Origin of the sequence: Arthrobacter globiformis (genome assembly GCF_030815865.1) — a bacterium.
Lineage (GTDB): Bacteria > Actinomycetota > Actinomycetes > Actinomycetales > Micrococcaceae > Arthrobacter > Arthrobacter globiformis_B.
Window position 1 is genome coordinate 2,125,193 of the sequence record NZ_JAUSXI010000001.1, and the last position, 15,360, is coordinate 2,140,552.

The window sequence follows — 15,360 nt, forward strand, 5'->3', positions numbered from 1 at the left end:
GCATAGGAAATAGCGTCACAGAGGTGAGTTACTTGACATAACTATAACCTTCAACTCGAAGGTTAAGGTTCAGGGCTTCAAGCTCGACTCCATCAGTTTTCGCAATAGGACACTAACAAGGGACACGTAACGTGGCAGCTCCGCAGAATTACTTGGCCGTCATCAAGGTCGTCGGCATCGGCGGCGGTGGCGTGAACGCAGTCAACCGCATGATCGAGGTGGGTCTCCGCGGCGTCGAATTCATAGCAATTAACACCGATGCCCAGGCCCTCCTGATGAGCGATGCCGACGTCAAGCTCGACGTCGGCCGGGAACTGACGCGCGGGCTGGGTGCCGGGGCTAACCCGGAGGTCGGCAAGCAGGCTGCCGAGGACCACGCTGACGAGATCGAGGAAGTCCTTCGCGGTGCCGACATGGTCTTCGTGACCGCTGGTGAAGGCGGCGGCACCGGAACCGGCGGCGCGCCTGTCGTTGCCCGCATTGCGCGCTCCCTTGGCGCCCTGACCATCGGTGTGGTCACCCGTCCGTTCACCTTCGAAGGCCGGCGCCGCGCAGGCTCCGCCGAGGCGGGCATCGACGCCCTGCGCGACGAGGTGGATACCCTGATCGTGATCCCCAATGACCGCCTGCTCTCCATCAGCGACCGCAACGTCTCCGTCCTGGACGCCTTCCGCTCCGCTGACCAGGTCCTGCTGTCCGGTGTCCAGGGCATCACGGACCTCATCACCACGCCCGGCCTGATCAACCTTGACTTCGCCGACGTGAAATCCGTCATGCAGGGCGCAGGCTCTGCCCTGATGGGTATCGGCTCCGCGCGTGGCGAGGACCGCGCGGTCAAGGCAGCAGAGCTCGCAATCGCCTCCCCGCTGCTCGAAGCGTCCATCGACGGCGCCCACGGTGTCCTGCTGTCGATCCAGGGGGGCTCCGATCTCGGCCTGTTCGAGATCAACGAGGCTGCGCGCCTGGTGCAGGAAGTTGCCCACCCCGAGGCCAACATCATCTTCGGTGCGGTCATCGACGACGCCTTGGGCGATGAAGCCCGCGTCACCGTCATCGCGGCCGGCTTCGACGACGTCAAGGCCACTTCGCCGTCCATGGACCAGTCGCTGCCGCAGACTGCACCGCAGCGCCCCGCCGTTCCGGCGGCCGCCCCGCAGAGCCAGCCCTCCGCAGGCAGCCAGCAGGTCCACGTCCAGCCCGTGCACGCCGGTGTAGGCGCTGCAGGTCTCAGCAGCTGGGGGCAGCAGCGCCCGTCCGCTGTCCCTGCTGACTCGGGTTTCGACGTCGACCTGCCGTCGGTGGTTGAGCCTGACCTGACCGGCAGCCGGTCTGACGACCTGGACGTCCCCGATTTCCTGAAGTAGGAGGATGCCGGGCGGACATCCGCCCGGCGCTGTCCCTGCTTCCTAACCCTGATTGCCGGAGTTCCGAATTGTTTTTGTGGCGTGCTGAAGTGCAGCCTGGCGTGTCCGTGGCGTTCACCGACACGAACGCCGGGAACCTTGCCCTGCACGTGGGCGATGACGCGGCCGCGGTGCTTGGCCGCAGGGCGAGGTTGGAGCACATCGCCGGCATCGCCCCGCGCAGGTTCCAGTACATGAACCAGGTCCACGGCAACGAAGTGTCCCTTGTCGTTGAACCTGACGCAGGCGTTGAATCTGGAACAGCCGGTGAACCCAGTCCGCCGGCACCGACTGCGGACGCGCTGGTGTCCCTCGGTGGCCCGCTTGCGGTGATGGTGGCGGACTGCATTCCGCTGGTCCTGGTGGGTGCGGGGTCTTCCGGGCCCGTACTATCCGCCGTTCATGCCGGGCGCCCGGGCCTCTTCTCGGGAGTCATTCCGGCGGCGGTGGAACAGATGCGTGCCTTCGGCGCCACCGACATCCGGGCCTGGCTCGGCCCGTCCGTCTGCGGGAATTGCTACGAGGTGCCCGCTGAACTCCGTGACGAGGTTGCCGCCGTCCTGGCGTCCGCATGGTCAACCACGTCTTGGGGGACGCCGGCGCTCGACCTGCCCGGTGGTGCCGCCAGCCAGCTCGACGCCCTCGGCGTTCCCGTCGAGTACCGGGGGCCCTGCACGCTTGAAAACGAGTCCTTGTTTTCCTACCGCCGCGACTCCCGGTCCGGCAGATTCGCCGGACTGGTGTGGACCCATGACTGACAGCCTGGCGCCCGGGGATGCCCGGGCAGCGCAGCTGGAGGAGCGCCTTGACGCTGTCCGGCAGCGCATCAACCGTGCCGCCGCGGCGGCAAACCGCGGGAACAACGCGCCGAGCCTCATAGTGATCAGCAAGTTTCACCCGGCCGAGGACGTCCGCCGGCTGGCAGCGCTTGGCGTCAGGGATTTCGGCGAGAACCGGGACCAGGAGGCGTCGGCAAAAGCCGAGGAACTCGAGGCCCTGGACCTTACCTGGCACTTCGTGGGCCAGCTCCAGAGCAAGAAGTCCAAGACGGTGGTCCGCTACGCCTCTGCCGTGCACTCGGTGGACCGTTCCCAGCTCGTGACGGCTCTGGAGCGGGCCATGGCAGCCCAGCAGGAACTGACCGGCCGTGACGACCTGGACTGTTTCATCCAAGTGAGCCTGGACGACGAAGCCGGCGCTCACCGCGGCGGGGCCACCCCCGCCGAGGTGCCGCAGCTGGCCGAACAGCTCGAAGCCGCGGGCGGTCTTCGCCTGGCGGGTGTCATGGCGGTGGCGCCGCTCGGGGCGGATCCGGAGCGGGCCTTTGAAAAACTGCTGGGCATTTCAACCGGCCTGCAGCGGGATTACCCCGGCGCCACAGGGATTTCCGCCGGCATGAGCCAGGACCTGGAAGCAGCTGTCCGGTTCGGTGCGACACACCTCCGAATTGGCTCAGATATTCTCGGTTCGCGCCCGGCCGTGCGGTAGCGTCTGTCGTATTGGAAGTGAATGGCGGGGATTCCAATGCTGTCTTGACCTTTGGGCGGCCCGCTTCCGGACACGATTAGGAGTCGACCATGGCTGGCGCTATGCGCAAGACAATGATCTATCTTGGGCTCGCCGACGGCGATGAACACTACGAGTCTGAGCTTTCCACCCAGCAAAAGGACGAGGACAACTCAATGGAGCATGACCGTGAAGAGCGCCGCGCGCCGGCGCCGCTCCGAGAGGTCACCCGTGAAGTGCCACCAGCTGCCGAAGAGGAATACCGCGCACCCGTGACACCCATTAAGCGTGCGGCATCGGGCCGCGAAGAGACCACCGGACTGCGGCAGATCACCACGATCCACCCGCGCTCTTACAACGACGCCAAGCTCATCGGCGAAAGCTTCCGTGACGGTATCCCCGTCATCATGAACGTGACGGACATGGGGGAGTCGGACGCGAAGCGGCTTGTCGACTTTTCCGCCGGCCTGGTCTTCGGTCTGCGCGGAAGCATCGAGCGCGTGACCAACAAGGTCTTCCTGCTGTCGCCGTCGTACGTTGAAGTCATCGGAGATGACAAGAAAGCCAGCGAGGCCACGGCCAGCTTCTTCAATCAAAGCTAAAAAACGGTGCTCCGGATGCCAGGCAGGGACGCACCTGCCTGGCATCCGTGCTGAAATAGGGGAGCAGCACAATCTGGCAGGAATCCCCTGGCCGGAATCCCAGGGCACCGTAGTGCCCGCGATGAACATGGAGACAATGGGTTAGCTCATGGGAATACTATTCGGGCTCGTCTATATCGTTCTGCTGTTCATTTTCGTCGCTTTGATTGTCCGCCTCGTCTTTGACTGGGTTCAGATGTTCGCGCGGGAATGGCGTCCCCGCGGGGTAGCATTGGTGGCGGCTCATGCGGTTTACTCGGTGACCGATCCGCCGCTGAAGGTTCTTCGGCGCCTTATCCCGCCTCTGCGGCTGGGCGGCGTCTCACTGGACCTAGGGTTTCTGGTGCTGTTCATCGGCCTGAGCATTGCCATGGCGATCACCAAGTCATTTGCATAACTTCATATCAGCTTGCCGCGCCGGAGCCCATCCGCAAGGATGCCTGCCCTAGCGCAGAAAGCCTTTTCTTTGACGCCACGGTGTTGAATTAGAGGAACCAGACCATATTTAGGTACCGTAGTTTTGACGGCCGGAAGGCCTCCTGACGAACTAGACCAACGAGGTGACCAGATGGCTTTGACGCCAGAAGACGTTGTCAACAAGCGCTTTCAGCCGACCAAGTTCCGCGAAGGCTATGACCAGGACGAAGTTGACGACTTCCTGGACGAGATCGTCGTCGAACTGCGGCGCCTGAACCAGGAGAACGAAGAACTTCGCAAGAAGCTCGCCGAAGGCGGCTCCGGATCGCCGGCTGCCACCTCCGCCGTCCCCCCTGTTGTTGAGAAGGTCCCCGCGCCGTCCAAGTCCGATAAGGACGAAGCGCGCGCGAAGGCCGAAGCTGAGGCCAAAGCCGCCGAAGCTGCCAAGAAGAAGGCAGCCGAGCAGGCAGCCCCCGTTGCAGCCCCGGCACCCGCCGTCACCAGCAGCAACGTATCCGAGTCCGCTGCCGGCCTGCTGGCCATGGCGCAGCAGATGCACGACCGCCACGTGTCCGAGGGCCAGCAGCAGCGCGACAAGATCATCGCTGAAGCACAGATCGAAGCCAGCAGCCTGGTCAACGACGCGCAGGAGAAGTCCCGCAAGATCCTTGGCGCCCTGGAGCAGCAGCGTTCCGTGCTCGAGCGCAAGGTGGAGCAGCTGCGCGGTTTCGAACGCGACTACCGCTCACGCCTGAAGGCCTACATCGAGGGCCAGCTGCGCGACCTGGACGCCCGTGGTTCCGTTGCCGCCCCTGAGGTTGGCGAAAGCAGCAGCGCCGCCGTTTAGCACGTATTCTGAAGGCCGGTGGCTGGGGATTCCTCGGCCACCGGCTTTTGCCATTAACGACGGTTCCCGAATGAAAGCACCATGACTGACGACCTTGCCGCTGACGCAGCGCATCCAGCTTCATCATCACCGCGGCCTCGGCGCGGGGTCCTGCTGTCCCTGTTCGCCGGACTGGCAGTGTTCGCCTACGTCTTCGACCAGCTCACCAAGCTGTGGGTGACCAGCACCATGGTGGAGGGCGAACGGATTCCGGTGCTGCCCCCGCTGCTGCACTGGTACTACATCCGGAACTCCGGCGCGGCCTTCTCCATCGGCGAGAACGTGACCTGGGTGTTCACGATCATCATGGTGGTGGTCGCCGCCGCCATCCTGTTCCAGCTGCGCAAGATCGGATCAGCGTGGTGGGCACTGGCGCTGGGGTTGCTGTTCGGCGGCGCCCTGGGAAATTTGACGGACCGGCTGTTCCGGGATCCGTCATTCGGAATGGGTCATGTGGTGGACTTCATCCAGCTGCCCAACTTTGCGATCTTCAATATCGCCGACTCGGCCGTGGTGTCATCTGTGGTCATCATCTGCCTGCTGACCCTGCGGGGGATCGCCCTTGACGGTTCGCACCACAGCGTGGAAAAGCGAGACGGGACCGGCAATGTCTGAGCGGGTGGTGGTGCCCGAGGAGCTGGACGGGACGCGCGTGGACGCCGGCCTGGCCAAGCTGATGGGGATGTCCCGTTCGTCCGCCGCGACGCTGATAGCCGAAGGCAACGTGGTCAGCGGCGGCAAACCGGTGGGAAAGTCCGCCAAGCTCGCGTCCGGCACCGTGCTGCACGTGACGGTCCCCGAGCGCAGGGACCCCCTTGAAGTCGTGGAGGAAGTTGTGGAAGGCCTGAAGATCCTGCTGGATGACGACGACTTTGTGGTGGTCGACAAGCCGGTGGGGGTCGCGGCGCACCCGTCCCCGGGCTGGGTAGGACCCACCGTCGTCGGCGGACTGGCCGGGGCCGGCTACCGTATTTCCACGTCCGGCTCCGCCGAGCGTGCCGGCATCGTCCACCGCCTCGACGTCGGGACCTCGGGGGTTATGGTGGTGGCCAAGACAGAACCCGCCTACACCGCCCTCAAGCGGGCGTTCAAGGAACGCACCGTGGACAAGGTCTACCACGCCGTGGTCCAGGGCCTGCCGGATCCCCTGCAGGGCACCATCGACGCCCCGATCGGTCGCCATCCCGGCCACGACTGGCGCTTCGCGGTCATCGAGGACGGCCGACCATCGGTGACGCACTACGAGGTCCTTGAGGCGTTCGGCAAGGCCACCCTGGTGGAGGTGCACCTGGAGACCGGCAGGACGCACCAGATCAGGGTCCATTTCGCCGCGCTCCGCCATCCGTGTGCCGGAGACCTCACCTACGGGGCCGACCCGCGGCTCGCCGCTACCCTCGGACTCACCCGGCAGTGGCTGCACGCCCGTGAATTGGGCTTTGACCACCCGCGCACCGGGGAACGCGTCACCGTGACCAGCGAGTACCCCGAGGACCTTGCCTACGCCCTGGAAGTCCTGGGCACTGGCAAGGCCTGAGCCTGCGGCACGCCGGCACTAATTGTCAGAGGGTCGGCACTAGAATGGTCCGGTGACTTCCAGCAATGACTCGTTCGTACATCTCCACACCCACACCGAGTATTCGATGCTGGACGGCGCCGCCAGGCTCGGTGAGCTGTTCGACGAAACCGAGCGGCTCGGAATGCCTGCCCTGGCCACTACCGACCATGGCTACCTCTTCGGTGCCTTCGACTTCTGGCGGAAGGCCACCGACAAGGGCATCAAGCCCATCATCGGCGTCGAAGCGTATGTGACTCCCGGGACTGCGCGCGGCGACAAGGGCCGCGTCCGCTGGGGCGATGAGAGCCAGCGCAAGGACGACGTCTCCGGCGGTGGCTCCTACACCCACATGACCCTGTTGAGCTATAACAACGTGGGCATGCGGAACCTCTTCCGTGCCTCCTCGATCGCGTCCCTGGATTCGGTGTTCGGCAAGTGGCCCCGGCTGGACCGCGAGCTGCTGAACACATACTCCGAGGGGCTCATTGCCACCACCGGCTGCCCGTCCGGCGAGGTCCAGACCCGGCTGCGGCTCGGCCAGTACCGCGAGGCCCTGGAAGCCGCTGCGGAGTTCCGTGACATCTTCGGCGCGGAGAACTACTTTTGCGAACTCATGGATCACGGCCTGGACATTGAACGCCGCGTCACCGGCGATCTCCTGCGGCTGGCCAAGGACCTGAACCTCCCGCTCGTTGCCACCAACGACCTGCACTACACGCATGAACACGACGCAAAAGCCCACGAGGCCCTGCTGGCCATCCAGTCCGGCTCGACGCTGCTCGAACCCACCTACGACAACGGCGGCTCCCGTTTCGCGTTCTCCGGCAGCGGCTACTACCTGAAGTCGCCGCAGGAAATGCGCGAGCTGTTCCGCGACCACCCCGAGGCGTGTGACAACACTCTCCTGATCGCCGAGCGGTGCGAAGTTTCCTTCAACACCGGCGCCAACTACATGCCCCGGTTCCCCTGCCCCGAGGGCGAGGACGAAACCTCCTGGCTGGTCAAGGAGGTCGACAAGGGACTCCAATACCGCTACCCCCAGGGCATCCCGGACAAGGTCCGCAAGCAGGCCGACTACGAGCTGGAAGTCATCACCTCGATGGGCTTCCCGGGCTACTTCCTCGTGGTGGCCGACTTCATCAACTGGGCCAAGAACAACGGCATCCGCGTAGGTCCCGGACGTGGCTCGGGGGCAGGCTCCATGGTGGCCTACGCCATGCGCATCACCGACCTTGATCCGCTGCACCACGGCCTGATCTTCGAGCGGTTCCTGAACCCGGACCGCGTCTCCATGCCTGACTTCGACGTCGACTTCGATGACCGGCGCCGTTCCGAGGTCATCGACTACGTCACGCGGAAATACGGCGACGAGCGCGTCGCCATGATCGTCACCTACGGCACCATCAAAACCAAGCAGGCGCTCAAGGACTCCTCGCGGGTGCTGGGCTACCCGTTCAGCATGGGCGAGACGCTGACCAAGGCGCTGCCGCCGGCCGTGATGGCCAAGGACATTCCGCTGGCGGATATTCAGAACAAGGAAGCCAAGCGCTACAGCGAAGCCGGTGATTTCCGTCAGCTGATCAGCACCGACCCCGAGGCTGCCAAGGTTTTCGAGACGGCACTGGGCATCGAGGGCCTGAAGCGGCAATGGGGCGTGCATGCCGCCGGCGTCATCATGTCCTCGGACCCCATCATCGACGTCATTCCGATCATGCGCCGTTTCCAGGACGGCCAGGTCATCACGCAGTTCGACTATCCGACGTCCGAAGGCCTCGGCCTGATCAAGATGGACTTCCTTGGGCTGCGAAACCTGACGATCATTTCGGACGCCCTGGAAAACATCAAGATGAACCGTGGCGTCGACCTGGACCTTGAAACGCTGGAGTTGGATGACGCGGCGTCCTATGAGCTGCTGGCCCGCGGCGACACGCTGGGCGTGTTCCAGCTCGACGGCGGCCCCATGCGGTCCCTGCTCAAACTCATGAAGCCTGACAACTTCGAAGACATCTCCGCCGTCCTGGCGCTGTACCGGCCGGGACCCATGGGCGCCAACGCGCACACCGACTACGCCCTGCGCAAGAACAAGATCCAGGACGTCATCCCGATCCACCCGGAGCTCGAGGAGCCGCTGAAGGAGATCCTGGGCGGCACGTTCGGCCTGATCGTGTACCAGGAGCAGGTCATGGCAGTGGCGCAGAAGCTGGCCGGCTACTCCCTGGGCCAGGCAGACATTTTGCGCCGTGCCATGGGCAAGAAGAAGAAGTCCGAGCTGGACAAGCAGTTCGCCGGCTTCTCGCAGGGCATGCAGGACAACGGCTACTCCATGGAGGCCGTCAAGACCCTGTGGGACATCCTGCTGCCCTTCTCCGACTACGCCTTCAACAAGGCGCACTCTGCGGCGTACGGCGTGATTTCGTACTGGACGGCGTATCTGAAGGCGCATTACGCGCCGGAGTACATGGCCGCCCTCCTGACCTCGGTCGGTGACGACAAGGACAAATCGGCGATCTACCTCAACGAATGCCGGCGCATGGGCATCACCGTGCTGCCGCCGGACGTTAACGAGTCGGCGCTGAACTTCACCCCGGTCGGCAACGACATCCGCTTCGGCATGGGCGCCATCCGCAACGTCGGCGTCAACGCAGTCGAGGCCATGGTGGCGGCCCGCGCGAGCGAGGGCGCGTACACCTCGTTCAAGGACTACCTCATGAAGGTGCCGGCCGTGGTGTGCAACAAGCGCACCATCGAATCCCTGATCAAGGCCGGAGCCTTCGACTCGCTGGGCCACCACCGCCGCGCCTTGGCCATGATCCACGAAGAAGCCATCGACTCCGTCATCACCCTCAAGCGCAACGAGGCGATCGGCCAGTTCGACCTTTTCGCCGGTTTCGATGAGGCCGAGTCCGAAGCGTCGCTCAGCATCGAGATTCCCGACCTGCCGGAGTGGGAGAAGAAGGACAAGCTCGCGTTTGAGCGCGACATGCTGGGCCTGTATGTCTCAGACCATCCCCTGCAGGGCCTGGAAGGGGTATTGAGCCAGCACGCCGACCAGTCCATCACCTCGATCATCGCGGAGGACGGTCCGCACGACGGCGCCATCATCACCATCGCGGGCATGATCACCTCGCTGAGCCGCCGGATTGCGAAGGCCAGCGGCAACGCCTATGCCCGGGCGGAGATCGAGGACCTCGGCGGCTCCATGGAGGTCATGTTCTTCGGCCAGGTCTACGGTCCGATTGCCTCGGTTCTCGCCGAGGACCTGATCGTGGTGGTCAAGGGCAGGCTGCAGCGGCGCGACGACGGTGCCGTGACCCTGAACTGCATGGAGCTCTCCGTCCCGGACCTCAGCCAGGGCACCAACGGCCCGCTGGTGATCACCATGCCCACGCACAAGGCCACCGAGGCCGTGGTCACTGAGCTGGGGGACGTGCTGCGCAACCACCGGGGCAACTCCGAGGTCCGGGTGAACCTGCAGGGCGACAGCCGCATCGAGGTCATGGCGCTTCCCGTGCATCTGCGGGTGAACCCCAACCCGTCGCTGTTCGGGGACCTGAAGGTGCTGCTGGGCCCGGCCTGCCTGGATGCCTAGTCCCTGTTCGGACGCATAGCCGGACTCCGGCGCCAGGTCAGATTTCGTAGTCCAGCGGAACCGGCTGCCCGTAGGTTCCGGAGTGGTACAGCAGCGGCGTGCCGTCCTCGCCAACCTGCCCTTCCACAACTTCGACCACCACGACGGCGTTGTTCTCGAATGACAGGCGCATCTGGATCTTGCCGATCAGCCAGCCGGCAACGTCCTTGAGCACCGGAACATCATGGGGTCCGTGGGCCCAGTGGTCGCCGGCGAAGCGTTCCTTGGTGCGCGCGAACCGGTCGGCCAGCTCCTGGTTCTCCAGCCCGAGCATGTGCACGCCGATGTACGTGGTGTTGGCAACCGCCGGCCACGAGCTGGAACTGCGCGCCATGTTGAAGGTGAAGCGCGGCGGTTTGGCGGAAAGGGAGGCAACGGAGGTTGCCGTGAAACCGTAGGGAACCCCGTCATAGTTCACGGTGATGATGGCCACGCCCGCTGCGTGCCGGCGGAACATCTCTTTGAACGTGCCCTCGAAGGCGACATCATCTGAGGTCACTGAAATCGATCTCCCTACTGCGTCCGTGCCGATTGAGTCTCTAGTACAAGACTATTGGGCTTCCGGGCGGATGGGAGATTCCTTTGCCGGGCAGACACATGGCGCGGAGTGCCGGCCAACATTTGTTAACGTTTCTTCATGACCCAGCCTGCACCCGTCCCTCCGGTCCGCTCCTCCGACGAAGCCCAGGGCGCCCGGCGGCGACCCGGCAGGGGCTACGCGTGGGCGGCCGGAATCCTTGGTGCCGGCATCCCCGCCGGGCTCCTCTGGTGGCTCCTGGCCCCGGGCGGCCAAAACCTCATGTCGGGAGACTCGGCGTTGTCGTCCGGAACCAACAGCCAGGGCTGGCTGCCCCGGGACCTTGTGCTGGCGGGATTGTTTGTGTTTGCGGGTTGCCTGGTGGCTGTGCTCTTGGCCGGCCGCCGGGACGGCGGAACGCGGCGGATGCTGCTGCTGTCTGTCGCGGCAAGCGCAGCGGCAGCTGTCCTGGCATGGCAGACCGGCGTGCTGGCGGGCCGCTGGCTGGGGGGTCCGCAGGACACGTCGGCGAACGCCAGCGTGGCCTTCTCGCTGCGGTCATTGACCGTCCTTGTCCTATGGCCGGCGGCCGTCGCCGCCGGCTTCTTCGTCCTGCGCATCATGGGCCTTCTGCGTGCCTCAGTGGACCAGGACCCGGACGACGACGGTGGGGACGGCCGCACGCGGCAGTAGGGAGCGGCAGTAACACTCGTCGGGGCGCGGGGCATCGGCGCGTAAAATAAACGGGTGACCACATCTCCGGACAGCTCCGCACGCCCCAATGCCCCCGTCGTCGATTTCCGCACCGTTGACCTGCGCGGCCGCAGTCTCAGCCTGGCCGAACTTCGCGAGGCGGTGCCGCGGGCACGGCAGCAGACGGTCGCAGACGCCGAGCAGAAGGTCACCGGCATCATCACGGCCGTCCGCCAGCGCGGCTTCGCCGCCCTTGCGGACTTCGCCCGGACGTTCGACGGCGTGGAGCAGTCCCATCCGCGCGTACCGGCCGAAGCGCTCCAGTCAGCGCTGGACGGCCTGGACCCTGCAGTTCGTTCGGCGCTTGAAGAGTCCATCAGCCGTGCGCGGCGGTTTGCGGACGGGCAGCGCCCGGCCGACGTCGACATCTCCCTGGGTGACGGCGCAGTCGTGAGCCAGAAGTGGGTGCCTGTGGCACGCGTGGGCCTCTATGTCCCGGGCGGCCTGGCGGTCTACCCGTCCTCGGTAATCATGAATGTGGTTCCGGCGCTGGCTGCCGGGGTTGAAATCGATCGCGCTCGCCTCGCCGCCGCAGAAAGACTTTGGCGGCCTCCCGCACCCCACCATCCTGGCCGCTGCGGCGCTGCTGGGAATAGACGAGGTCTATGCAATCGGCGGTGCCCAGGCGATCGCCGCCTTCGCCTACGGTGTGCCCGGCGAATCAGGAACTCAGGCGTTGGAGCCCGTCGACGTCGTGACCGGGCCCGGGAACATCTTCGTGGCTACGGCCAAGCGCCTCGTCAAGGGCGTGGTGGGGATCGACTCCGAGGCGGGCACCACGGAAATTGCCATCCTGGCGGACTCCACGGCTCGCCCGGCCTTCGTTGCCGCCGACCTGATCAGTCAGGCCGAGCACGATCCGAAGGCCGCCTCCGTCCTGATTACGAATTCCCTCGAGCTCGCCGCGGGGGTCCGTGAGGAGCTGGAACTGCAGGCTGCGTCCACCAAGCACAGCCAGCGTGTCCGTGAGGCGCTGTCCGGCCCGCAGTCCGGCGTGGTGCTTGTTGACGACCTCGACCAGGGGATCGCAGCGTGCGACGCCTACGCGGCCGAACACCTGGAGATCATGACCGCGGACGCCCCCGCTGTGGCGGCGCGGATCCGGAACGCGGGCGCTATTTTCGTCGGCGACTACAGCCCCGTAAGCCTCGGCGACTACTGCGCCGGCTCCAACCACGTGCTTCCCACGAGCGGTACTGCGGCCTTTTCGTCCGGGCTGAACGTGACCACGTTCCTGCGCGCCATCCAGGTGATCAACTACTCGGAGGCGGCTCTGGGGCAGGTCAGTGGTCACATCGTCAGCCTGTCCGGAGCGGAGGACCTCCCCGCGCACGGCGACGCGGTCACGGTCCGTTTCCAGGCAGGCAGCTGACCACTACATATAGTGACGGCCTACTACATGTAGTAATTACAGGCTTGTTATTCAGCTATATCTGGCCGTAGACTGGTGCCGGAAGAAGCTTCGGTAAAGGGCTTCTCGGTGAAGGGTAGGAAAGGAAGGGTAGGAAAAACGTGTACTGTCCGTTTTGCCGCAACCCTGATTCACGCGTGGTGGACAGCCGGATGGCCGACGACGGTTCAGCCATCCGCCGCCGCCGGCAGTGCCCCGAGTGCGGGCGCCGCTTCACCACGGTGGAAACCACCAGCCTGTCCGTGATCAAACGCTCCGGCGTGGGCGAGCCCTTCAGCCGCAGCAAGGTCATCAACGGTGTCCGCAAGGCCTGCCAGGGCCGGCCCGTCAGTGAGGACGACCTCGCGATGCTGGCCCAGGAAGTCGAGGAGAACATCCGTGCCTCCGGGGCGGCGGAAATCGACGCCCACGAGGTTGGGCTGATCATCCTCGGGCCGCTGCAGAAGCTGGACAAGGTGGCCTACCTCCGTTTCGCCAGCGTTTATCAGGCCTTTGAATCACTTGAGGATTTCGAAGCCGCCATTGCGCTGCTCCGGCACGAGTCCGACGTAGAGGCCAACGAGGCGGCAACCGGCAGGGCTGAAGGCAAGGGCTCCGAAGGCAAGAGCCCCGAAGACAAGGGCTCCGAGGCCAAAAACACCGCGAAGAGCACGCTCTAAAGTCTCCGGTGGCGGCAGCGGAGGGGAAGCCGCCGCCGCCACCGGCTCCAGTCAAAAACGCCTGCTGTACACAACACCTGCTTTTCACAAACACCAATGGCGGCAGACCTGATGTCTGCCGCCATTGGTGTTATTCCAAGCAGCGCATTTCCGCGGGCCGCGCTGACCGCTGCCCGGCCGGGCCTACTTCGCCAGTTCGTGCTTGACGGCGATCTCCAGGGCAGCGCCCACGATGCCGGCCTCGTTCTTTAGCTCGGCGGGAACGATCGGAGTGCGCAGCTTCATGCGGGGCAGGTACTCGTCGGCCCGCTTGGAGATGCCGCCGCCGACGATGAAGAGCTCGGGGGAGAACAGGAACTCGACGTGGGAGAAGTAACGCTGCAGCAGCACGCTGTACTCCTCCCAGCTGAGGCCGTCTCTTTCACGGGCCACCGCGGACGCCTTGCTTTCAGCGTCGAAGCCGTCGATCTCGAGGTGGCCGAGTTCGGCGTTGGGCACCAGGTGGCCGTTGAAGATGAACGCGGACCCGATGCCGGTGCCGAGGGTGATGACCAATACGGTGCCGCCGATTCCGGCGCCCGCACCGTACCGGGCTTCGGCCAGGCCGGCCGCGTCGGCGTCGTTGATGACCTCCACGGGGCGGCCCAGCCGGGCCGTGAGCAGTGCATCAATGTCCGTGTTAAGCCAGCTCTTGTCCACGTTGGCGGCAGAGTGGACCACGCCGTGCTGGATGATGCCGGGGAACGTCACGCCGATGGGGCTGTCGGCCTCGGGTGCGTCGGGGCGTGCCGAGAGCTCCTCGACGACCTTGGCCACCACCTCGACGACCGCTTCCGGCGTTGCCGGCTGCGGCGTCGCCAGGCGGAAGCGATCGCCGATCAGTTTGCCCTTCTTCAGGTCGACGATGCCGCCCTTGATTCCGGTTCCGCCGATGTCTATGCCGATCAGCGGGGCGTTCTTGCGGGTCTTTTCGTCCTTCTTGGCCAATGGGATTCCGTTCGTGGCAGGGTAGGGGCTCGGGCTGGGCAAGGGTGACTTGCCGGGATGACGCGGGCGGCTGCCTGGCGTCAGGGAAGGGTGAGGATTTCGGCACCGGATTCGGTGACGAGGAGTGTGTGTTCAAACTGCGCGGTGCGCTTGTGGTCCTTGGTGACCACGGTCCAGTCGTCGGCCCACATGTCCCACTCGATGGTGCCGAGGGTCAGCATTGGCTCGATAGTGAACACCATGCCGGGCTCGATCACGGTGTTGTAGGCGGGCGCGGCATCGTAGTGCGGAATGATCAGCCCGGTGTGGAAGGCTTCGCCAACACCGTGTCCGGTGAAGTCGCGGACCACGCCATAACCGAAGCGCCTGGCGTAGGACTCGATGGCCCGGCCAATCACGTTGATCTCGCGTCCCGGGGCAACGGCCTTAATGGCGCGGTTGAGGGACTCCTTGGTGCGCTCAACCAGCAGCCGCGACTCCTCGTCCACCTCTCCCACGAGGAACGTGTGGTTCGTGTCACCGTGGACCCCGCCGATGAAAGCGGTGATGTCGATGTTGATGATGTCGCCGTCCTGCGCCACCGTGCTGTCCGGGATGCCGTGGCAGATGACCTCATTCAGCGACGAGCACAGGGACTTGGGGAAGCCGCGGTACCCGAGCGTGGACGGGTAGGCGTTGTGGTCCAGCAGGAACTCGTGGCCGATGCGGTCCAGCTCGTCGGTAGTGATGCCGGGCCGGATGTGCTTGCCCACCTCCACGATGGCCTGGGCGGCGATCCTGCTGGCCACCCGGATCTTCTCGATGGTTTCCGGTGACTTGACCTCTGATCCGGTAAATTTGGCCGGACCTGGCTTGCCGACATACTCCGGCCGCGCGATCGACGCGGGAACGGCCCGCTGCGGGCTGATGGTTCCCGGGGTAAGCGTGCCGGTGGGTGCGGTCGAGGCTAAGGAAGGCATAGATTGATCATATAAGGCAGCACAGAACGCCATGTAAA

At 65.0% G+C, this 15,360-nt stretch carries 14 protein-coding genes and 1 pseudogene; 12 read left to right on the top strand and 3 right to left on the bottom strand.

Annotated features, from left to right (window positions below; all coding sequences use genetic code 11):
• The first annotated feature begins 131 nt into the window (after positions 1-131).
• The 9 genes from ftsZ to dnaE all read left to right on the top strand — a co-directional run bounded on the left by ftsZ (position 132) and on the right by dnaE (position 9,997).
• Positions 132-1,364, top strand: a complete 1,233-nt coding sequence (ftsZ, locus tag QFZ33_RS09675; RefSeq protein ID WP_307026928.1) for a cell division protein FtsZ — start codon at positions 132-134, stop codon at positions 1,362-1,364.
• A 68-nt stretch (positions 1,365-1,432) separates the two neighbouring features.
• Positions 1,433-2,161: a polyphenol oxidase family protein gene (locus QFZ33_RS09680; RefSeq protein ID WP_307026930.1), complete on the top strand. Its 729-nt coding sequence runs from the start codon at positions 1,433-1,435 to the stop codon at positions 2,159-2,161.
• On the top strand, positions 2,154-2,891 hold the full coding sequence (locus tag QFZ33_RS09685) for a YggS family pyridoxal phosphate-dependent enzyme (protein ID WP_307026932.1): 738 nt from the start codon (positions 2,154-2,156) through the stop codon (positions 2,889-2,891). The genes QFZ33_RS09680 and QFZ33_RS09685 overlap by 8 nt, the downstream gene beginning before the upstream one ends.
• Positions 2,892-2,980: 89 nt before the next feature.
• Positions 2,981-3,511, top strand: a complete 531-nt coding sequence (locus QFZ33_RS09690) for a cell division protein SepF (RefSeq protein WP_214854118.1) — start codon at positions 2,981-2,983, stop codon at positions 3,509-3,511.
• Positions 3,512-3,659: 148 nt separating this feature from the next.
• Positions 3,660-3,947, top strand: a complete 288-nt coding sequence (locus tag QFZ33_RS09695) for a YggT family protein (protein WP_102973980.1) — start codon at positions 3,660-3,662, stop codon at positions 3,945-3,947.
• Positions 3,948-4,118: 171 nt separating this feature from the next.
• Positions 4,119-4,814: a DivIVA domain-containing protein gene (locus QFZ33_RS09700; protein WP_307026936.1), complete on the top strand. Its 696-nt coding sequence runs from the start codon at positions 4,119-4,121 to the stop codon at positions 4,812-4,814.
• 81 nt (positions 4,815-4,895) lie between these two features.
• Positions 4,896-5,468, top strand: coding sequence for a signal peptidase II (gene lspA, locus QFZ33_RS09705; RefSeq protein WP_307026939.1), 573 nt, complete (start codon positions 4,896-4,898; stop codon positions 5,466-5,468).
• Positions 5,461-6,387, top strand: a complete 927-nt coding sequence (locus tag QFZ33_RS09710; RefSeq protein WP_102973983.1) for an RluA family pseudouridine synthase — start codon at positions 5,461-5,463, stop codon at positions 6,385-6,387. Before lspA ends, QFZ33_RS09710 begins: the two co-directional genes overlap by 8 nt.
• A 52-nt stretch (positions 6,388-6,439) precedes the next feature.
• Entirely contained in the window at positions 6,440-9,997 is a 3,558-nt protein-coding gene (gene dnaE, locus QFZ33_RS09715) for a DNA polymerase III subunit alpha (RefSeq protein WP_214854126.1), read from the top strand.
• Positions 9,998-10,034: 37 nt separating this feature from the next.
• On the opposite strand, the gene QFZ33_RS09720 is transcribed toward dnaE, so the two are convergent.
• Positions 10,035-10,493 carry a flavin reductase family protein gene (locus QFZ33_RS09720; RefSeq protein WP_214854164.1) on the bottom strand — a complete coding sequence of 153 codons (459 nt, stop codon included), beginning with the start codon at positions 10,491-10,493 and terminating at the stop codon, positions 10,035-10,037.
• A 180-nt stretch (positions 10,494-10,673) separates the two neighbouring features.
• On the opposite strand from QFZ33_RS09720, the gene QFZ33_RS09725 reads away from it, so the two are divergent.
• The 3 genes and pseudogenes from QFZ33_RS09725 (at position 10,674) to nrdR (ending at position 13,376) form a co-directional block, all read left to right on the top strand.
• Positions 10,674-11,246 (top strand): hypothetical protein, encoded by a 573-nt coding sequence (locus QFZ33_RS09725; protein WP_307026942.1) that lies wholly within the window; start codon positions 10,674-10,676, stop codon positions 11,244-11,246.
• A 54-nt stretch (positions 11,247-11,300) separates the two neighbouring features.
• Positions 11,301-12,678, top strand: a pseudogene (gene hisD / locus QFZ33_RS09730) (histidinol dehydrogenase).
• Positions 12,679-12,818: 140 nt separating this feature from the next.
• A complete protein-coding gene (gene nrdR, locus QFZ33_RS09735) occupies positions 12,819-13,376 on the top strand; it encodes a transcriptional regulator NrdR (RefSeq protein WP_307026944.1) in 558 nt (185 codons plus the stop codon).
• Between the two features lie 183 nt (positions 13,377-13,559).
• Here the strand turns inward: nrdR and ppgK are convergent, their stop codons facing one another.
• Positions 13,560-14,363, bottom strand: coding sequence for a polyphosphate--glucose phosphotransferase (gene ppgK, locus QFZ33_RS09740; protein ID WP_307026945.1), 804 nt, complete (start codon positions 14,361-14,363; stop codon positions 13,560-13,562).
• An 80-nt stretch (positions 14,364-14,443) separates the two neighbouring features.
• Positions 14,444-15,322: a type I methionyl aminopeptidase gene (gene map / locus QFZ33_RS09745; protein ID WP_307026947.1), complete on the bottom strand. Its 879-nt coding sequence runs from the start codon at positions 15,320-15,322 to the stop codon at positions 14,444-14,446.
• Positions 15,323-15,360: the final 38 nt, after the last annotated feature.